General features: G+C 70.8%; 15 protein-coding genes. 10 read left to right on the top strand and 5 right to left on the bottom strand.

Annotated elements, in window-relative coordinates; all coding sequences use genetic code 11:
- Nucleotides 1-179 precede the first annotated feature (179 nt).
- Entirely contained in the window at nt 180-1,988 is a 1,809-nt protein-coding gene (locus tag CITRI_RS0115120; protein ID WP_010145775.1) for a DEAD/DEAH box helicase, read from the top strand.
- 201 nt (nt 1,989-2,189) lie between these two features.
- Complete coding sequence (locus tag CITRI_RS0115115; protein WP_010145774.1) at nt 2,190-3,242, top strand: TerC family protein; 1,053 nt, start codon at nt 2,190-2,192, stop codon at nt 3,240-3,242.
- Nucleotides 3,243-3,355: 113 nt separating this feature from the next.
- Here CITRI_RS0115115 and CITRI_RS0115110 read toward each other — a convergent pair whose 3' ends face one another.
- The 5 genes from CITRI_RS0115110 to CITRI_RS0115090 all read right to left on the bottom strand — a co-directional run bounded on the left by CITRI_RS0115110 (nt 3,356) and on the right by CITRI_RS0115090 (nt 9,526).
- Nucleotides 3,356-4,666 carry a hemolysin family protein gene (locus tag CITRI_RS0115110; RefSeq protein WP_010145773.1) on the bottom strand — a complete coding sequence of 437 codons (1,311 nt, stop codon included), beginning with the start codon at nt 4,664-4,666 and terminating at the stop codon, nt 3,356-3,358.
- Nucleotides 4,667-4,773: 107 nt separating this feature from the next.
- Entirely contained in the window at nt 4,774-5,811 is a 1,038-nt protein-coding gene (locus CITRI_RS0115105; protein ID WP_010145772.1) for a hemolysin family protein, read from the bottom strand.
- Nucleotides 5,811-7,157, bottom strand: a complete 1,347-nt coding sequence (locus CITRI_RS0115100; RefSeq protein ID WP_010145771.1) for a hemolysin family protein — start codon at nt 7,155-7,157, stop codon at nt 5,811-5,813. The genes CITRI_RS0115105 and CITRI_RS0115100 overlap by 1 nt, the downstream gene beginning before the upstream one ends.
- A gap of 282 nt (nt 7,158-7,439) precedes the next feature.
- Nucleotides 7,440-8,111 carry an isochorismatase family protein gene (locus CITRI_RS0115095; protein WP_010145770.1) on the bottom strand — a complete coding sequence of 224 codons (672 nt, stop codon included), beginning with the start codon at nt 8,109-8,111 and terminating at the stop codon, nt 7,440-7,442.
- A 74-nt stretch (nt 8,112-8,185) separates the two neighbouring features.
- On the bottom strand, nt 8,186-9,526 hold the full coding sequence (locus CITRI_RS0115090; RefSeq protein ID WP_010145768.1) for a nicotinate phosphoribosyltransferase: 1,341 nt from the start codon (nt 9,524-9,526) through the stop codon (nt 8,186-8,188).
- 64 nt (nt 9,527-9,590) lie between these two features.
- On the opposite strand from CITRI_RS0115090, the gene clpS reads away from it, so the two are divergent.
- From clpS to CITRI_RS18120, 8 genes are all read left to right on the top strand, one after another.
- Nucleotides 9,591-9,947 (top strand): ATP-dependent Clp protease adapter ClpS, encoded by a 357-nt coding sequence (gene clpS / locus CITRI_RS0115085; protein ID WP_029139393.1) that lies wholly within the window; start codon nt 9,591-9,593, stop codon nt 9,945-9,947.
- The gene (locus CITRI_RS0115080; RefSeq protein WP_010145765.1) at nt 9,947-10,660 is read left to right on the top strand and encodes a DUF2017 family protein; all 714 of its coding nucleotides are present in this window, start codon (nt 9,947-9,949) and stop codon (nt 10,658-10,660) included. The genes clpS and CITRI_RS0115080 overlap by 1 nt, the downstream gene beginning before the upstream one ends.
- A 32-nt stretch (nt 10,661-10,692) precedes the next feature.
- Nucleotides 10,693-11,724, top strand: coding sequence for a glutamate racemase (gene murI, locus CITRI_RS0115075; protein WP_010145764.1), 1,032 nt, complete (start codon nt 10,693-10,695; stop codon nt 11,722-11,724).
- Nucleotides 11,721-12,536, top strand: coding sequence for an MBL fold metallo-hydrolase (locus tag CITRI_RS0115070; RefSeq protein ID WP_010145763.1), 816 nt, complete (start codon nt 11,721-11,723; stop codon nt 12,534-12,536). The genes murI and CITRI_RS0115070 overlap by 4 nt, the downstream gene beginning before the upstream one ends.
- Nucleotides 12,537-12,558: 22 nt before the next feature.
- Nucleotides 12,559-13,368 carry a ribonuclease PH gene (gene rph, locus CITRI_RS0115065; protein ID WP_010145762.1) on the top strand — a complete coding sequence of 270 codons (810 nt, stop codon included), beginning with the start codon at nt 12,559-12,561 and terminating at the stop codon, nt 13,366-13,368.
- Nucleotides 13,365-14,048, top strand: a complete 684-nt coding sequence (gene rdgB, locus CITRI_RS0115060) for an RdgB/HAM1 family non-canonical purine NTP pyrophosphatase (RefSeq protein WP_010145761.1) — start codon at nt 13,365-13,367, stop codon at nt 14,046-14,048. The genes rph and rdgB overlap by 4 nt, the downstream gene beginning before the upstream one ends.
- Entirely contained in the window at nt 14,048-15,205 is a 1,158-nt protein-coding gene (locus tag CITRI_RS0115055) for an exonuclease domain-containing protein (RefSeq protein ID WP_010145760.1), read from the top strand. Before rdgB ends, CITRI_RS0115055 begins: the two co-directional genes overlap by 1 nt.
- 555 nt (nt 15,206-15,760) lie before the next feature.
- Nucleotides 15,761-20,221, top strand: a 4,461-nt coding sequence (locus CITRI_RS18120) for a peroxidase family protein (RefSeq protein WP_010145759.1), incomplete at its 3' end; no start/stop codon positions are given.

The raw sequence follows: 20,221 nt of genomic DNA, 5'->3' as shown, positions 1-20,221 counted from the left end.
CGACCGGGCCAACGCACCCCGGTGACGCGCCGTCGTCGTGCCCGACGACCCGGCGCGCGCCCACCCGCCCCGTTCCGGGGAGCCCCGGCCGGCCCGCCGCAGGGCCCCGCCGCGCCCATCGCTCCGTCCGTCCACCGCACCCCTGCACCGTCCCCGCCTGAGGAGGCCAGCGAAGCTCCGTGTCCGATGCACTGTTCCAAATCGGTGAAGACCTGCCCCCCGCCCTGCCGGAGCGGGCGGCCTGGGGGACCGCCCCGAAGCTGCGCCAGTGGCAGCAGGAGGCCCTCGAGCTGTACTTCTCGAAACAGCCCCAGGATTTCCTGGCCGTGGCCACCCCGGGCGCCGGTAAGACGACCTTCGCGCTGCGCGTGGCGAAGATGCTCATGGAGGCCGGGACGGTCAGCCGGATCACCGTCGTGGCCCCCACGGAGCACCTGAAGCGGCAGTGGGCGGACTCCGCCGCCCGGATCGGGCTGGCGATCGACCCGAACTTCAAGAACGCGGACGGACGCCACGGCGACGAGTACATCGGGGTCGCGCTGACGTACGCCCAGGTGGCGTCCAAACCGATCCTGCACCGCAACCGGACGGAGAACGCCCGGACCCTGGTGATCCTGGACGAGATCCACCACGGCGGAGACGCCCTGAGCTGGGGAGACGCCATCCGTGAGGCGTTCGAACCGGCCACCCGCCGGTTGTCCCTGACCGGCACGCCGTTCCGCTCGGACACCGCCGCCATCCCCTTCGTGGACTACGTGCAGTTCGAGGACGGCATCCGCCGGTCGAAGGCGGACTACACCTACGGCTACGGCCCCGCGCTGCGGGACCACGTGGTGCGGCCGGTGATCTTCATGGCCTACTCCGGCCAGATGCGCTGGCAGACCTCCACGGGTGACGTCATGGAGGCCCAGCTCGGTGAGGCGGCCACGAAGGACATCACCGCCCAGGCGTGGCGGACCGCCCTGAACCCGGAGGGGGAGTGGATCCCCTCGGTGCTGCGCGCGGCGGACCGCCGGCTGACCGAGGTGCGGCGCAACGTCCCCGACGCCGGCGCCCTGGTGATCGCCACGGACCACGAGGACGCGCGCGCCTACGCCGCCCAGCTGCGGGCCATCACCGGCGAGGAGATCACCGTCGTCCTGTCCGATGACAAGGGCGCCTCCGACCGCATCGAGGAATTCTCTGCCGGCACGCAACGCTGGATGGTCGCGGTGCGCATGGTCTCCGAGGGCGTGGACGTGCCCCGGCTCTGCGTCGGGGTGTACGCCACCTCGACCTCCACCCCGCTGTTCTTCGCCCAGGCCGTCGGCCGCTTCGTGCGCTCCCGGCGCCGGGGGGAGACCGCCAGCGTGTTCCTGCCCTCGGTGCCCCAGCTGATGCTGCTGGCCAATGAGATGGAGGCCGAACGCGACCACGCCCTGGACCGGCCCGAAGCGGCCCCCGGCGTCCTGGAGTCGGAGGACCTGTCCCAGTCCCCGGAGGAGGACCTGCTCGCGGCGGCGAACCGCCAGGACCGGGCCTCGGACTCCCTGACCCGCTCCGAGTTCAAGGCACTGGAGTCCCAGGCGGCCTTCGACCGCGTGCTCTTCGACGGTTCCGAGTTCGGCACCGGCGGGGCGGTCGGGTCCGATGACGAGCTGGACTTCCTGGGGATCCCGGGACTGCTGGAGCCCGAACAGGTGGGGCAGTTGCTGCGCCAGCGCCAGGCCGAACAGCTCCGGCGCCGTCCACGGGCCGACCACGCTGCCACGGGCGCGGCCGGCCACGACGGTCAGGCCACCGTCGTGGACCACCGCCGCCTCAAGGAGATGCGCAGCCAGCTCTCGAAGAACGTCTCGGCCTGGTCGGCCCGGTCCGGCACCCCGCACGGGATCATCCACAACCGGTTGCGGGAGATCAGCGGGGGACCGGCGGTCGCCCAGGCCACGGCCGAGCAGCTCGAGACCCGGTTGCAGACGCTGGCGGGCTGGTTCGTCGGACGGAAGTGAGCGCACCGGTCCTCTCCACGGCCGTCGGGGGATGAGCGGGGGTCTTGAACACCCCGGGGCGGTCATGGTCTAATTTCCTGCACCAGAAGGGGAGTATCCCCCCAGCCGACCCGTCGTCACTACGGCCCACCGGGCCCGGCGGGCGGGCCCTCAGCCGGCCGGGAGAGACCTTCGATCACATCGATCGAAAGGTGTCCCGTCATGGACGTCCCCCTGTGGACCTGGTCAGTGGTCCTCGGATTCATCATCGCGATGCTGGTCGTCGACCTGCTCGCCCACCGCCGTGCCCACGTCATCGGGGTGCGGGAGGCCGCCGCGTGGTCCGCGGTCTGGGTGGCGTGCGGTGTCGGCTTCGGCGTGCTCGTCTGGACCGGATGGGGTGCCGAGTACGGCCAGCAGTACTTCGCCGGGTACCTCATCGAGAAGTCCCTGTCCGTGGACAACGTGTTCGTGTGGGCCATCATCTTCACCCACTTCGCCGTCCCGCCGCAGTTCCAGCACCGGGTGCTGTTCCTCGGGGTGCTCGGCGCCCTCGTGTTCCGCGGCATCTTCATCGCCGCCGGGGCGGTGCTCATCCAGCACTTCACCTGGGTGCTGTACGTGTTCGCCGCCTTCCTGCTGTACACCGGTTACCGGATGATCCGGCAACGCGACGAGCACCTGAACCCGGACCAGTCCAGGGTGCTGGCCGTGTTCCGCCGGCTGGTGCCGATGACCGACACCTTCCACGGCCAGCGGTTGCTGGTGCGCCGGGACGGGGTGGTGCTGGCCACTCCGCTGCTGGCGGTGCTGGTGCTGGTCGAGACCACGGACGTGGTGTTCGCCGTGGACTCGATCCCGGCCATCTTCGCGGTGACCGACGAGGTGTTCCTGGTCTTCACCGCCAACGCCTTCGCCATCCTGGGACTGAGGGCGATGTACTTCCTGCTGGCCGACCTGATACACCGCTTCGTCTACCTCAAGGTCGGCCTGGCGCTGGTGCTGGTCTGGGTCGGGATCAAGATGCTGCTGAAGATCGACGTGTTCTACATTCCCACCCCGGTCTCCCTGGCCGTCGTCGTCCTCATCCTGACCGTGTCCGTCATCGCCAGCCTGCGGGCCACCCGCGGGCAGGGGCGCCAGGGACCGCCCGCCCCGGCCGACCCGCCGTTCCGGAGCGCCACCGCCGAGGAGGACGCCGCCCTCGAACCGCTCTGGTCCCGTCGGCGGGCCGCTGGGACGCGCCCCGCCGGCGCCTCGGGACGCCGCCGCTGAGGGCCGGCACCACCCCGGCCACGGGCGTGCCCGTCCCCCTCGTCGGAGGACGCCGTGGGACGCCGGGGACGACCGGGGCCGGCAGCCAGCGGCCGGCGGCCCCAGCGCGTGGCTCAGCTACCCGTCTCGGGGGGCCCGGTTCCGGCACCCTGGCTGATCTGCACGCGGCCCACGCGCCGCCCGTCCATGGCCAGGACCCGCAGTGACGCCCCCTCGACGTCGATCACGTCCCCGATCTCCGGGACCCGGCCCAGCTCGGCCATCATGAACCCACCGACGGTCTCGTAGGAACCGTCGTCGGGCAGCCGCACGCCGGTGTGCTGGGCCAGCTCCTGCAGGATGAGACCCCCGTCGACCTCCACGTACTGCCCCTCGCCCAGGGTGCCGCCCGCCGGCTCCAGGCTGTCGTCGAACTCGTCGTAGATGTCACCCACCAGCTCCTCCAGGAGGTCCTCCAGGGTGACGATCCCGTCCGTGCCGCCGTACTCGTCGATCACCAGGGCGATCTGGTCACCGCTGTCCCGCATGCGGTGCAGCGCCCGCAGGACCTCGACCGTACCGGGCAGCACCGTGATGGTCCGGGCGATCGACCCCAGGGTGACCGTGCGGTCCTCCACCCGCAGCAGGTCCCGGACGTGGACGAAGCCCAGCACGTCATCGGTGTCCCGCCCGGTCACCGGGTACCGGGAGTTCGGCAGCGTGGCCAACTCCCGCAGCGCCTGCTCGACCGTGGTCGTGCCGTCGAGGAAGTTCACTTCGGGGCGGGGGCGCATCACCTCGACGACGGTCCGTTCCGCGGCCTCGAAGACGGCGGTGAGAACCCGCCGGTCCACCTCCTCCAACGACTCGGCGGTCGAGACCATGGACCGGATCTCCTCGGCCGAGACCGATTCCCGGTCCACCGTCGGATCCGCGCCGAGCAGGCGGATCACGACGTTCGTGGAGGCCGAGAGCAGCCAGATGACCGGGCGCATCAGGAGCGCGAAGACTCCCAGCGGCGGGGCTAGCGTCCGGGTGAGGGCCATCGCGTTCTGCATGGCCAGCCGCTTGGGGACCAGTTCCCCGAACACCAGGGACAGGTAGGCGATGACCAGCGTCAGCCCCACCAGGGCCGTGGTGCTGGCCGTCTGCTCTCCCATGCCCAGGGACACCAGCCACGGTTCGAGGTCCGGGGCGATGGTCGAGGCGCCATAGGCGGAGGAGAAGAACCCCGCGACCGTCACCCCGATCTGCACGGCGGCGAGGAACAGGTTGGGGTTCCGGACCAGGGCCGCCGTCCTGGCCCCGCGCGGCCCGGCGGACTCCAGGGTCCGGACCTGGGACGGTCGCACGTTCACGATGGCCATCTCGGTGCCGGCGAAGACTCCTCCGATCAGCACGAACAGCACGACCAGCGCGAGATTCACCAGGGTGTCGGCGTCCATCACCTCACGCTATTTCACGCCCGCACTCGGCGGAACCGTTCTGGACTGGGGGCGGCCCGCAGGTCCGGGCGACCGGCCGGTGTGACCCGGCCGGGTGCCCACCGCTGCTACCGGGCGACGCGGCTGTCGTCGCGGATCTGCCCGACCAGTTCCTCGAGCATGTCCTCGAGGGTGACGATCCCGTAGGGATGGCCTGCCTCGTCCACGGCCAGGGCCAGGTGCGCCCCGTCCCGCTGCATCCGGCGCAACGAGGTCTGCAGGTGCTCGGCGAGGTGCACCTGCGGCAGCTCCCGGACCAGCCGCTCCGGCAGGGGCGCGTTCCGCTCGACCGCATCCAGGCTGAGCAGGTCCTTGACATGGACGTACCCGCGCAGCTCGCCGTCCTCGGACTGCACCGGGAACCGTGAGTACCCGTTGGCTGCGACGGTCTCGACCTGTTCCGGGGTGCACCCGGCCGGGAGCGTGGTGACCTCGTGCAGGGGGATCACGATGGACTCCACGGAACGCTCCTCGAAGGTGAGGGCGCCGAGCAGCAGGCGCTCGTCCCGGTGGTCCAGCAGCCCGCCTTCGCGGGACTCGCCGACCAGCCCGGCGACCTCGTCCCGGGTGAAGGCGCTGGTGACCTCGTTCTTCGGGGTCACCCTGAACAGGCGCAGGATGGCGTTGCCCATCGCGTTCATGGCCCACAGCATCGGTTGAAGGATCCGCACGACGACGACCAGTGCCGGTCCGAGCACCAGGGCCATCCGCTCCGGTCCGGCCAGGGCGATGTTCTTGGGGACCATCTCACCGAGCACGACGTGCAGGTAGGTCACCAGGGCATAGGCGATGACGTAGGCGATGGTGTCGATCGCCGTCTCCGGCAGGCCGATGGCCTCGAACGGTCCCTGCAGGGCGTAGACGACCATCGGCTTGGTGACGTACCCCAGGGCCAGGGAGCACACGGTGATGCCCAGTTGGGCGCCGGCCATCATCAGTGAGACGTTCTCGATCGCCCACAGGGTCATCCGGGCGGCCCGGCCGCCCGCCTGGGCCCTGGGCTCGATGATGCTGCGGCGGGCGGCGATCAGGGAGAACTCGGCGCCGACGAAGAAGAAGTTGGCCGCGAGCAGCACGATGGTCAGGATAATTCCCACGGTATCCACTAGTGGGCACTTCCTTCCGTCTCGAGGGGGGTGGAGGTGGCGTTGATCTGCGCGATGCGTGCCCCGTCCATCTCCTCCACGCGCAGGGTGATCCGCGCGGCCCGATACCCGTGGGCGGGTTCGGTGTCGATCTCGACCTCGTCCCCGACCGTGGCGATCGACCCCAGGTGCAGGGTCAGGAACCCGGCGAGGGTGTCATAGTCGGAGCCTTCCGGGATGTGGTACCCCAGCAGCGTGCTGACCTCGTCGGGGCGCAGGGCCCCGTCGAGCCGCCAGGTCCCGTCGGCCAGGCGCTCACTGGTCCCCTCGTCCGGGTCGTGCTCGTCCACGACCTCGCCGACGAGCTCCTCGACCAGGTCCTCCAGGGTGATCAGCCCGGCCACGTCGCCGGTCTCGTCGATCAGCACGGCCATCTGCAGGCCGCCGGCGCGCAGGGTGTCCATCAGGTCGTCCAACTCCACCGTGTCCGGCATCAGGGTGGGGGAGTCCATCACCGTGCGGACACTGGCGCTCGAGCGCTCGATGAACGGCACCGCGAGCCCGCGGCGGACGTGGACGATGCCCTTCACCTCGGCGGCCCCGGGTTCCATGACCGGGAACCGGGAGTGTCCGGTGGCCGCGGCCGTGGACAGCATCTGCTGCACGCTGTCGTCCGGGGCCAGGGTGACCATCCGGGTCCCGGGGGTCATCGCATCGTGGGCCCGCCGCGTCCCGAAGGCCACGGAGCGCTGGACCAGCTGGGCGGTCCGTTCGGGCAGCACACCCTGGCGGGCGGAGTGCCGTACGAGCACCGTGAGCTCCTCCGGAGACCGGGCCGAGGCCAGTTCCTCCTGCGGCTCGATGCCCAGTGCCCGGACGATCCGGTTGGCCGTCCCGTTGAAGAACGTCAGCAGCGGGCCGGTGACCGTGCTGAAGGCACGCTGGAACCCGGACACGGCGCGCGCGGTGGCCAGCGGCCGGGCGATCGCCAGGTTCTTGGGCACCAGCTCGCCGAACACCATGGTCAGCAGCGTCGCCAGCACCAGGGCCAGGGCCACGGAGACGGACCGTGCCAGGGGCTCGGCCAATCCGGCCTGTCCCAGCGGTCCCATCACGAGGGCCGCGATGGCCGGCTCGGCCAGGAAGCCGATGCCGAGGTTGGTCAGCGTGATGCCCAGCTGGGCACCCGAGAGCTGGGTGGAGAGAGTGTTCATCGCCGTGAGCACACCGGCGGACTTCCTGTCCCCGGCGGCGGCCGCGGCGCGCACCTCGTTCTTGTTGACCGTGATCAGGGAGAACTCCGCGGCCACGAACAGGGCACAGGCGCCGATCAGGACCAGGCCGAGCAGGATCGAGACTACTTCCACCTCTTACACCCCCCGCCACACGTCGTGCGCGACTGCGCGTGTCGGCGGGGGGCACAGACTGTGCCCCGGACTGTCACCGGGAGTAGACATCGGTTTCCTCTCACGAGTCAGGGAGATCCGCGGCTCACTGCAGCGGATCGGCACCATCCTGCCAGCCGGAAAAACCCGGACGCAAACCCGGGGTACAGCCGTTCCACTCCGGTGGCGCGCCGAGGGATCGCCGGCGGACCGACCAACGGGTCACCGGACCCGCTGGTCGGAGTCGCCTCGAGGGCAGGACGACTACTCGGCGGATCCGCCCCAGGTCTGCAGGACGGCGCCGTTCTCCTCCATCAGCTGGAGGGCCTCCTCGGAGCGCTCGGCGTCGACCCCGGCGACCAGGTCGGTGTAGACGAACGTGTCATAGCCGGCGTCGATGGCGTCGAGCACGGTGGCCTTGACGCAGTGGTCCGTGGCGATGCCCACGACCACGACCGAGTTCACGCCCTGCTGGCGCAGCCAGTCGTCCAGGCCGGGTGCGCCGTCCTCGACGGCCGTGGCCGCGGCGGCGGTGGCGCCGAAGGGACCCGCAGTGCCCTCGGGGGCGCCGGAGCGGACCATGTCCGGGCTGCCGAGCTGGGCGTCGAAGCCCGAGTAGGAGCTGTCGAAGCGGCCCTTGAGGAACTGGGCGTCGAGGTACTCGGAGTCCAGGGCCGGGTGCAGCTCGGCTCCTGCCGTGCCGGCCACGCAGTGGACCGGCCAGGACTCGGTGTAGTCCGGCTCGGCGTCCTCGGCGGCGAAGTGCGGGCCGGGATCGACGTGCCAGTCGCGGGTGGCGACGACGGCGTCGAACTCGGACCCGCGTTCGTCCAGGAAGGCGGTGATCCTCGCGGCGGTCTCGGCGCCGCCCTCGACGGCCAGGGAGCCGCCCTCACAGAAGTCGTTCTGTACGTCCACGATGACCAAGGCACGCATGGTGGGGTTCTTTCCTGTTCTCTGCTGCGGGAGACGGGTGGTGGCGGGACGCCGACCCGGGCCGGACCGGTGGGTCAGGCCTCGGTGAAGACGGTGGGGATGGCCGGCTCGCCGGGCTGAAGTCTACGCACCGCGGCGGGCAGCTCGGAACGGGAGTCCTGGTGCCGCCTGGCGGCCCTGACCACCGCCTCCGGTCCCGTCCATCCGGGCTGCAGCTCGCCGTCCAGCACCAGCGCGTGCTGCAGCGGGCGGTCGTTGGAGTCCGCGTCCGGCGGCTCGTTGACGCCGACCAGCTCGGCCGTGGCCCGGCCGGGCGCGTCGAGCTGGCGGGCGGCGTACTTGCGGCCGCCCATCGAGCCCTTGCCGGAGGAGGCCTTGGCCACGTCCACCCAGGTGCCGTCGTCGTCCTGGCGGCTGACCAGCTTGTAGACCATGGAGGCCGTCGGCGCGCCGGAACCGGTGACCAGCCGGGTGCCCACGCCGTAGGAGTCCACGGGCGCGGAACGCAGGTAGGCGATGGCGTACTCGTCCAGGTCGGAGGTGACCATGATGCCGGTGCCGGTGTTGCCGAGGTCGTCCAGCAGCCTCCGCACCCGGTGGGCCTGTTCGACGAGGTCACCGGAGTCGAGCCGGACATTGCGCAGCGCGGTGCCGGCGACCTCGACGGCCGTCCGCACGCCCTGCTCGACGTCGTAGGTGTCCACCAGCAGCGTGGTGTCCCGCCCGAGGGCCGCGACCTGCGCCTGGAAGGCCTCGCGCTCCGAGTCGTGCAGGAGCGTGAACGAGTGGGCCGCCGTGCCGACGGTCTTCACCCCGTAGCGCTCGCCGGCCGCCAGGTTCGAGGTCGAGTCGAACCCGGCGATGACGGCGGCGCGGGCGGCCGCGACGGCGGCCTCCTCGTTGATGCGCCGGGCACCCATCTCGATGCACGGACGGTCTGCCGCCACGGAGGTCATCCGCGAGGCGGCCGAGGCCACCGCCGAGTCGTAGTTGAGCACGGAGAGCAGGTAGGTCTCCAGGATGCAGGCCTCGGCGAAGGAGGACTCCACCTGCAGGATGGGGGAGTAGGGGAAGTAGGCCTCGCCCTCGGCGTAACCGTAGATGTTGCCCGAGAAGCGGAAGTCGGCCAGCCACTGGAGCGTGGCATCGTCCACCACGCGGTGGTCCGCCAGGAAGTCGAGCTCGCCGGTGCCGAACCGGAACGTGGCCAGTCCCTCGAGCAACCGCCCGGTCCCGGCGACGACGCCGTACCGGCGGCCCTCGGCCAGCCGGCGGGAGAAGACCTCGAAGACGCTGCGACGGTGCGCCGCCCCGGACCTCAGGGCGGCCTGCAGCATGGTCAGTTCGTAGTGGTCCGTGAACAGCGAGGTGGGCAGGAGCCAGCCCGTGTCCCGCGTCGAAGTCAGCTCGGTCACGTCAGTCACCCTACAGCCAGTGACCTCCCGGTCCGTCGACCGGCGGCCGCGTAGAATGGGCGCCATGGTGTGGTGCAGTCAGGTTCCCGTGCCCCCCGGCGCCTCGCCCGATCAGGTGCCCGGCGGGTCCACCGGCCTGCTCGAACGTCCGGACCCCGCGCGGCTCACCGTGCTGGACCGTCCCTGGCAGGTGATCGTGTGGAACGACCCGGTCAACCTCATGAGCTACGTCTCCTACGTGTTCCGGTCCTACTTCGGGTTCACCCGGGAGAAGGCCGACCGGTTGATGCTGCAGGTCCATCAGGAGGGCAGGGCGATCGTGGCCTCGGGCCAGCGTGAGGAGGCCGAGCGGCACGTGCAGGCGATGCACGGGTACGGCCTGTGGGCCACCCTCCAGCACGAGACGGGCGAGGGCGCCTGATGGCGCGTGCCTTCAAGTCCACGCCGAAGGGGTTCGTGGCCGACCTCGAGCGTGCCGAACGCCGGTTGCTGCGCACCCTGTTCCAGGACGTCATCCAACTCCTCGACGGGGACCGGCCCGGGAGTCCCGACGCCGTGATGGCCGACCGGCCCGACACTGGGGGTCCGGACGGGGACGCCTTCTGGGACATCGTGGCCGGCCTCGGGCCGTTGCAGGACGGTGGGCTGCCCGGCGTCTCGGACGGTGCCGGGCCCGGAGCCGGGACGGTCCCGACGGCGGCCCCGTACCGTCCCGCTCCCGAGGACCCGGCGCTGGCGCGCCTGCTGCCGGACGGCGTCGTGGGTGACGACGGCGACGAGGGGGACTCCGGCGCGGCGGACCGGGCGGCGGGGGAGTTCCGCGCCCTCACCGAGGACGCCGTGCGGCGGTCCAAGACGCAGGACCTGCAGCGGGCGGTGGCCGCACTGCAGGCCAACCCCGTCGTGCTGACCGAGCCCGAGGCGGTCTCCTTCAGCCGTGCCCTGAACGACGTGCGCCTGGTGCTCTCGTCCCGGCTGGGCATCGAGACCGAGGAGGATGCCGAGAGGGTCCACGAGGTGGACGACTGGTCCGAGGCCACGGACGTGGAGTCCTACATGGCCCTGCTGTACAACTTCACCACGTGGCTGCTCGAGACGCTCATGGTGGCCCTGTCCACGCGCCTTCCCGACTGACGCCTCGCCCTGCGCCTATCCTCTGAAGGACCATGACCCAGAACTCACAGACCTTCGTGCGCCCCGGACCGGCCCCCGCGGACGCTGACCCCACGCCGGCCGGCCTGGCACCGATCGGGGTGTTCGACTCCGGGGTGGGCGGACTGACGGTCGCCCGGGCGATCATCGACCAGTTGCCCGGTGAGGAGATCGCCTACGTGGGGGACACGGCCCACGGACCCTACGGCCCGCGCAGCATCGCCCAGGTGCGGGCCTTCGCGCTCGGGATCATGGACGAACTGGTGGACGCGGGCGTCAAGGTCCTGGTCATCGCGTGCAACTCCGCCTCGGCGGCCGTGCTGCGTGACGCCCGGGAACGGTACACGGCCCGGTACGGGATCCCCGTGGTCGAGGTCATCCAGCCGGCTGTCCGGCGCGCGGTCGCGGCCACGCGCAACGGGCACGTCGGGGTGATCGGCACGGAGGCGACGGTGGGCTCGAGGGCCTACGAGGACACGTTCGCCGCCGCCCCCCAATTGCGGATCACCTCGGTGGCCTGCCCCCGCTTCGTGGAATTCGTGGAGGCGGGGATCACCACCGGTCCCGAGCTGCTGGCCACGGCCGAGGAGTACCTGGCGCCGCTGAAGGCCGCCGGCGTGGACACCCTCGTGCTGGGGTGCACGCACTACCCGTTGCTGACCGGGGTGATCTCCCTGGTCATGGGCGAGGACGTCACCCTGGTGTCCTCCGCTGAGGAGACGGCGAAGGACGTGTACCGGGCCCTGGTCCGGCACGGCCTGGAACGCCCGGCCGGGGTGGACGAGGCGACGGGGCACCGGTTCATGGCGACGGGTGACCCGCAGCAGTTCGAGCGGCTGGCCCGGCGCTTCCTCGGACCGGAGGTCGGCGGCGTGCAGCACGTGGACCACATCTCGGAGCGCTATCCCACCGGCGTGCTCGCCCGGATCACCCCGGAGATGCTCGAGGCCGCACGCGGCGGCCGGCGGCCGGCGACCAGTACAGTGGACGGAAACCTCGCGACCTCGCCGTCGACCACCACGCAGGGAAGGCCAGCAACAGGGTGAAGCTCACGATCATCGGTGCCTCCGGGTCCTTCCCCGGGCCGGGCTCCCCGGCATCGTGCTACCTGGTCACGGCCGAGGGGCGTACCGAGGACGGATCCGCGCCCAAGACCTGGCGCATCCTGATGGACCTGGGCAACGGTGCCCTGGGCACCCTGCAGCGGTACATGAGCCTGGACGACATCGACGCCGTGCTGCTCTCCCACCTGCACCCGGACCACTGCATGGACCTGTGCGGGCTGCACGTGGCGATCCGCTGGAACCCCTACGGCTGGAAGGGCGTCCACGTCCCGGTCTACGGACCGGCGGACACCGCGGACCGGATGGCCATCGCCTACGGGCTGGACCCGGACCCGGGGATGCACCCCGACTTCGACTTCCGGCACTGGCGGTCCCACGAGCCGGTGACCATCGGCCCGTTCACCGTCACCCCGGTCCCCGTGCGCCACCCCATCGAGGAGGCCTACGCCCTGCGGGTGGAGACCACCGGGCCCGGGCCGGACGGCGAGGACGTGCGCCGGGTGCTGACCTACTCCGGGGACACGGACACCTGCGAGGGCCTCGTGGAGGCCGCGCGGGACGCCGACCTGTTCCTGTGCGAGGCGGCCTTCCAGGAGGGCCGCGACGACGGCATCGACGGCGTGCACCTGACCGGACTCCGCGCCGGCCAGATGGCCTCCGACGCCGGTGCGCGCCGGCTGCTGCTGACCCACCTGCCCGTGTGGACGGATCCGCTCGCGGCGTCGGTCGAGGCGCGCCAGGCGTTCGACGGCGACCTGGCCGTGGCGGTCTCGGGGGTCACCTACCGGGTCTGAGCCGCTCGGTAGGATGGCGGTCATGACCTCATCGACGTCCGGGAACTCCGGAAGCCCTGTCCTGCCCCCGACCAGCCCCACCCCCGGGACCGGTGGCACCGCGGCCCGGCAGGACGGCCGGGCCCTCAACGCCCTGCGGCCCATCAGCATCACCCGGGGCTGGTCCCGTCAGGCTGAGGGCTCGGCGTTGATCGAGTTCGGCAACACCCGGGTGCTGTGCACCGCATCCTTCACCGAGGGGGTGCCCCGGTGGCTCAAGGGCGAGGGCACGGGCTGGGTCACCGCCGAGTACGCCATGCTGCCGCGGGCCACGAACACCCGTTCCCAGCGCGAATCGGTCAAGGGCAGGATCGGCGGCCGGACCCACGAGATCTCCCGGCTCATTGGCCGGTCCCTGCGCGCCATCATCGACCTCAAGGTCCTCGGGGAGAACACCATCGTGCTGGACTGCGACGTGCTGGAGGCCGACGGCGGCACCCGCACGGCCGCCATCACGGGTGCGTACGTGGCCCTCGCGGACGCCATCACCTGGGCCAAGGGCCGGGGAATCATCCCGGCCGCGGCACAGCCGTTGAAGGACTCCGTGGCGGCCGTGTCCGTCGGCATCATCGATGGCGTGCCGATGCTGGACCTGCCGTACGTCGAGGACGTGCGCGCGGAGACGGACATGAACGTCGTGGTCACCGGGGCCGGGGACTTCGTGGAGGTCCAGGGCACCGCCGAGGGCGCGCCGTTCCGGCGCGCCGAGCTCGACGCGCTGCTCGACCTGGCCGTGGAGGGTACGGCCGAGCTGACCCGGATCCAGCACGAGACCCTCGCCGGTGACCGGTGAGCGGGGCCGAGAGCCCCGGCGCCGGGCCGCGGCTGGTCCTGGCCACCCGCAACCAGGGCAAGCTGCGTGAACTGCGTGAACTCCTGCGCGGGAGGGTCCCCGGCCTGGACGTGGACACCCAGGTCATCGACGCCGAGACGGCCGGCGCCCCGGACGTGCTCGAGGACGGCGTCACGTTCGAGGAGAACTCCCTGAAGAAGGCCCGCGCCGTGTCGGCCCACACGGGGCTGGTGGCCGTGGCCGACGACTCCGGCCTGGCCGTGGAGGTGCTGGGGGGCGCGCCCGGGATCTTCTCGGCCCGCTGGGCCGGACGGCACGGCGACGATGCGGCGAACCTGCGGCTGCTGCTGGACCAGCTGGCGGACGTGGGACCCGAACACCGCCAGGCGGCGTTCGTCTGCGCCGCCGCGATGGTGACGCCCACGGGTGAGGAACTCGTCGAGACGGGCTTCCTCACGGGGGCCCTGCTCACGGAACCGCGCGGAGAGGGGGGATTCGGCTACGACCCGATCCTGAGGCCGCACGGGCGGTCGGAGTCCGTGGCCGAGCTCTCCGCAGCCGAGAAGAACTCGATCAGCCATCGCGGCATGGCCTTCCGCCAGCTGCTGCCCGAGCTCATCCGGGTGCTGGGCGCCGGTTCCACCGCCGCGGGGACGACCGCGCCGGTCGAGGACCGCTGATGACAGGGGAGCACACGGCACTGGACTTCACCGCCCTCGACTTCGAGACCGCCAACGGCTTCCGCGGCTCACCGTGCTCGGTCGGTCTGGTCCGCGTCCGGGGCGGGCGACCGGTCGAGCGGGCGTACTGGCTGATGCGGCCGCCGGCGGGCTTCGACCGCTTCGACGCGCGCAACGTGCGCATCCATGGCATCACCGCCGGCCAGGTGGCCACGGCGCCGCGCTTCGGGGACCTGTTCCCCGACCTGGCCGACTTCATCGGAGACGACCCCTTGGTGGCCCACAACGCCGGGTTCGACATCGGCGTGATCGAGTCCGCGCTCGAGGTCTCCGGGATGGACATCCCCCAGATCGACTACGCCTGCTCGCTCGTGATGGCCCGGCGCACCTACGACCTGCCCTCGTACGCCCTGCCCGTGGCGGCCCGGGAGGCCGGTTACGAGTTGAGGAACCACCACGACGCGCTCGCCGACGCCGAGGCCTGCGCGCGGATCATGATCGACGTGGTGTCCCGCAGGACGAGCACCCCGGCGTCCGCGGGGGTGCCGTTCGGCCCCGGGGCCGCGGCGATGCTCACCGGGGGCGGGGCACCGGAGACGTCGGGGGTGACGGCCGTCCTGGAGCGGGGCCTGGCCCGTGTGCTGGCCGCCGAGGGGATCCGCCTTCGCCGGCTCGAGCCCCGGCGCGCCGGGCAGGGCCCCGAGTCCCGGGCGACCCGCCAGGCGCGGGGCCTGGGCCCGGTGTTCGATGCCGAGGCGGCGTTGCCGCGCTCCTCCACCATGCCCGACCTGATGCACTGGCCGGACGAGGGCACCAACGCCTCCCCGGCGCCCGATGCTGACCCCACCCACCCGTTGTTCGGGCACACGGTGGTGTTCACCGGCAACCTGGGCATGTCCCGGCAGGACGCCAAGAACCGCGCCGCCGAGTGCGGGGCCCAGCCGTCCAGCAGGATCAACGGCCAGACGACGATGCTCGTGGTGGGCGACGGCTTCCGGCCGGAGGACCTGGCCGCCGGCGCGCGCGGGGGAGCCCTGGGACACCGCAAGACGCGGGACGCGCTGACCCGCCGGCACGCCGGCCAGCACGTCGAGCTGGTCTCCGAGCCCGAGTTCCTGCAGATGCTGGACGGCAACTGGCCCGAGACGGCCGACTAGGCGTACCCGGCCGCCAGGACGGTGGTGGTTCGGCCGGGGCCGGCGCTCGCCGCCCCGGGCCACCACTCCCGAACGAACCGGACCTGGCCGCGTCACCGCGGCATCCCCCGGCGGTTCCCGCACGGGATGACCTTGTCGTGCCCCGCCCGGTCCGTCGATACGGTCTCCAGGGGCAAACAAGCAGTGAACGAGTACCGACTCGTGCTTGCCGCCGTCCTGCACCGGAGCACTGACCGGTTCACCGATATGGCCGGAGGTGCAGGGAGCGGTGCGCGAGTACCCCTTCGTGTTCCCGGCGGTTCCCCCTGCTTCTAGATTCGGCGTAGTCGCATCGTTCCAAGTCACCGCCCCCGGTCACCGGGGCGACGCGGCACCCCGTTCACAGTCTCGAGTCCCGCCAGTCCCCGGCGGCCCACGAAGAAGCAACCTCATGGGGGGCACCACCGTTTTGTCCGACGGGCCGGGCGTTCTGCCGCACCGTCATCACCTTGGGAGTGAAAGAACATGAAGAACAATGGGGCCACATCCGGGCGACCGGGCAAGAAGTTGGGGGCCATGGCGGTTGGGGCCGCCTTGCTCGCCACGAGCGTCCTCGTGCCGATGCCGGCGGCATCCGCGGCACCACCACCCGGCCAGGACTTCAACATCACGCAGGGCGATCTCGAGTACATCATCAAGCAGGTCGAGATCGCCGAGGCACACGCCGAGCGGACGCTGAAGGACCCTGACGCCTCGCCGCTGTGTGGCAACGGCAAGCGGTTCGACGTCGCGTCCCAGACGTTCTTCAACGCCGCCAACAAGCCGTGCGTGGGCAACCCGCTCCTGCCGCACGGGCTGCGCACGGTGGACGGGCGGTGGAACAACCTCATGACCGGCCAGGAGGGATTCGGCACGGCACAGGAGACGTTCCCGCGCCTCGTACCCGCCCAGTACGCGGACGCCGAGGTCACCCCGCCGTTCGCCCCCGGCAACAACAGCAACGCACCCGGGGCGGCGACGAGCTACAAGCAGACGGACGGCTTCGTCTACGACTCCGCCCCGCGCACGATCAGCAACCTGATCGTCGACCAGACCACGGCCAACCCGGCGGCCGCCGAGGTGGCCAAGCGCGTCGCGGGAGCCGGACCGGAGGGTGAGACCAACACCGTCATCCCGGACATCGCCACGGACGAGGGCATGTCGGCCTCCGCCACGAGCCTGTTCACCATCTTCGGCCAGTTCTTCGACCACGGACTGGACCTGGTGTCCAAGGGCGGCAACGGCACCGTCGTCGTTCCGCTCAAGGAGGACGATCCGCTGTACACGCCGGGGGGGCGCACCAACTTCCTGACCCTGACCCGTGCCACGATCGACACCGGCAAGGACGGCAGTGCCCGCGAGCACGTCAACCGCACCACCCCGTTCGTGGACCTGAACCAGACCTACGGATCGCACGCCTCCCATCACGCGTTCATGCGCGAGTACGAGGTCGTCGACGGCAAACCGGTGCCCACGGGACGGATGCTCGATGGTGCCGACGGCGGCCTTCCCACCTGGAAGGACGTCAAGGACCAGGCACGAACCGTCCTCGGCATCGAACTCGATGACGCAGACGTCCTGGACGTTCCCCTGCTGGCGACGGATCCCTACGGTCACCTGCTCCTCAGCGCGGCCGGCAACGCCCAGCTCGCCACCAAGGACGGGCTCGTCGAGGGCAACAGGGCCGCCCCGGTCGCCACCAACGGCCTTACGGCCAACGCCTCGTTCCTGGACGACATCGCCCACGGTGCCGCCCCCGAGACCGACGGTGACGGCGTGATCATCCCCGGGTACGACAACGACGCGCTGGATGCCCACTACGTCGCGGGCGACGGACGCGTCAACGAGAACATCGGCCTGACCGCCGTGCACCACGTGTTCCACTCCGAGCACAACCGCCTCCAGGCGCAGATCGAGGCGGAACTCGCCGACATGCCGGCCGAGTTGCAGGCCCGATTCGCCGCGGACGGATTCTGGGACGAGGGCGAACGGTCGTTCCAGGCCGCTCGCTTCTTCGCGGAGATGCAGTACCAGCACCTCGTCTTCGAGGAGTTCGCCCGTCGGATCCAGCCCGAGATCGACCCGGTGGTCCTGAACGAGAACTCGTACCAGCCGGACGTGGACTCCTCGATCCGCGCCGAGTTCGCCCACTCCGTGTACCGGTTCGGACACTCCATGCTCCGGGAGACCATTCCCGTCCAGCAGGCCGACGGAACCATGAAGGACGTCAAGCTGCTGGACGCCTTCCTGAAGCCGACCCTGTTCGCGCAGTCCGGCACGTCCGCCGACGACGCCGCCGGCAACATCCTCAAGGGACTCTCGCACCAGACCGCCAACGGGGTGGACGAGTTCGTCACCGACACGCTCCGCAACCAGCTCCTCGGGCTGCCGCTGGACCTGGCGACCATCAACATGGCGCGGGCGAGGGAGACCGGCACGCCGGGACTGCAGGCGGCGCGCAAGGCGTTCTTCGCCGAGACCCGCGATCCGCAGCTGAAGCCCTACACCAGCTGGGAGGACTTCCGGCTCTCGATGAAGAACCCGGAGTCCATCGGAAACTTCATCGCCGCGTACGGCAACCACCCCAGCGTCACCGGGGCCGAGACCCTGGCAGCCAAGCGCGCCGCCGGCGTCGAGCTGTCCAAGGACAAGGCGTTCATGGAGGCACCCGCCGCAGAGACCGGGTTGGATGGGATCGACCTGTGGATGGGTGGCCTCGCAGAGAAGCCGTACGTCTTCGGCGGCATGCTCGGCGCCACGTTCAACCACGTCTTCGAGAAGCAGCTCGAGGACCTGCAGAACGGCGACCGGTTCTACTACCTGACGCGCAACCTGGGCAACTCCCTGTTCCACGCGCTGGAGGCGAACTCGCTGTCCCAGATCGTGCAGCGCAACACCACCGCGGACCGCGTACCGCACGACGTGTTCGCGGCACCGCAGCTCACGTTCAACCTCGACGACAGCGTCACGCGGCAGGCCGAGCTCAACGAGGCGGGCCTGGCGGGCGCACAGGCCTCGGGCTGGCGCTTCAGCGGCGAGGAGCACATCGTGGTCCAGGACAACGACCAGGACAGCACCATCCGCACGGGCCTCGGCGACGACTCCGTGTGGGGCAAGGGCGGTGATGACACCATCGAGGGTGACGACGGTGACGACGCACTGATGGGCGGCGATGGCGACGATGTCGTCACCGACCTCTTCGGCAACGACCGACTGCAGGGCGAGGCCGGCAACGACGCCCTCAATGGCGGACCGGGCCTCGGTGACCTGCTGTTCGGCGGCTCCGGCCAGGACTTCATCGTCGGTGGGCACGACGCCGCCACCACCTTCGGCGGCCTCGGGAACGACTTCATCCTCGGCGGCACCGGAAAGGACAACGCCCGTGGTGACGAGGGCGACGACTGGATCGACGGCGGCGCCAACGCCGACCTCCTCGTCGGCGACCTGAGCCAGACGGCGCAGAACGACCCGGGCCTGTACCACGGCGGCCACGATGTCATCGTGGGGCGTACGGGCAGCAACGACCACGATGGCGAGGGCGGTGACGACGTCATGATCGGTGGACCGGGCACCGACCGCCTCGCGGGCATGCTCGGGTTCGACTGGGTCACGTACGACAAGACGAACCACTTCATCCGGGCGGACATGGACCCCGTCCAGATCGTGCCCGGCGTCGAAAGCGCCATCGTCGACCGGTACCTCGAGGTCGAGGCCTTCTCCGGGTTCGACGGCGACGACATCGTCCGGGGCGTCCGGAACCGGGACGCGTTCGACAATCCCGAGGAGGACAAGATCGGGTACGGCCACCGGCTGACCCAGGCGCAACTGGACCGCGTCGAGGGCCTGCGCGAGCTGCTCGGTGGTGGCGCCCAGCCGGTCTACGCGTTGCCGTTCCTCGACGGACAGCCGTTCGAGGCCGAGGACATGAACAACAACCTGATCCTTGGCGGCGGGGGCAGCGACCTGATCGAGCCTCGCGCCGGCGAGAACTTCATCGACGGTGACGCCTGGCTCGACACGAACATCGTCTACGGCGAGGAGCGCTCGGACAAGCTCGAGCCGTTCGTCGAGCGAATCTTCGACCGGACCATCAACCCGAAGGACCTGAAGATCGAGCGGCGGATCCAGACGGCCACCGGCGGGGCGGACACCGTGGTCTACTCGGTGGACCGTGCGGACGCGACGTTGACGCCCCTGCCCGACGGCATGGTCCGGGTCGAGACGGAGGGACCTGACCCCGCGGTGGACGTGCTGCGCAACATCGAGCAGCTGCAGTTCAATGACGTCGTCGTCGACGTCACCGACGGCGTCGACGGTGATCCCGAACCCGGCATTCCGCTGTCGGTGAGGCTCTCACCCACGAGCGCCCCGGTGGTCGACGGCCGACTCACGGCCACGGTCGTCGGTCCGGTCACGGCTGGCAGCGAGATGTCCTTCGAACTCCAGGTGATCCGGCTCGCCCCGGACGGCACCGAGTCCGCGACGACGACCCAGTCGAGCACGACGGGCGGATTCACCATCACGGAGGCCGAGGCCGGGTTCCCGGTCCAGGTCGTCGTCACGGTGACCCCGGTCGAGGGTGCACCCGAGCAGTTCGTGTCCGAACGGACGGAGGGCACGCTCAGCACCCTCAAGGAGACCGTGACGGCCCCCTCACCGAGCCACGACCCCGTGAAGAAGACCGTGACCATCCCGGACGTCACCGGCGTCACGTACTCCATCGACGGGAACCGCAAGGAGGCCGGCACGTACCCGGCCAAGACGCTGGTGACGGTCAAGGCAGAGGCGGCTTCGGAGAACTACGTCGTAGAGACCCGCACGTGGACGTTCGACCTCCGCACTTCGCTGACGCCGGCCAAGCCGTCGTTCAGCGCCGGGGCCAACACGGTGAGGATCCCGTCGAAGGTGGGCGTCGTCTACTACGTCAACGGGGTGAAGAAGGTGGCCGGGACCTATAAGTACTCCGGGACCGGCACCGTGACCGCGAAGCCGTCCAGC

The sequence above is a fragment of the Citricoccus sp. CH26A genome (assembly GCF_000224415.1).
Taxonomy (GTDB): Bacteria; Actinomycetota; Actinomycetes; order Actinomycetales; family Micrococcaceae; genus Citricoccus.
This window is presented reverse-complemented; position numbering and strand designations above follow the sequence as displayed.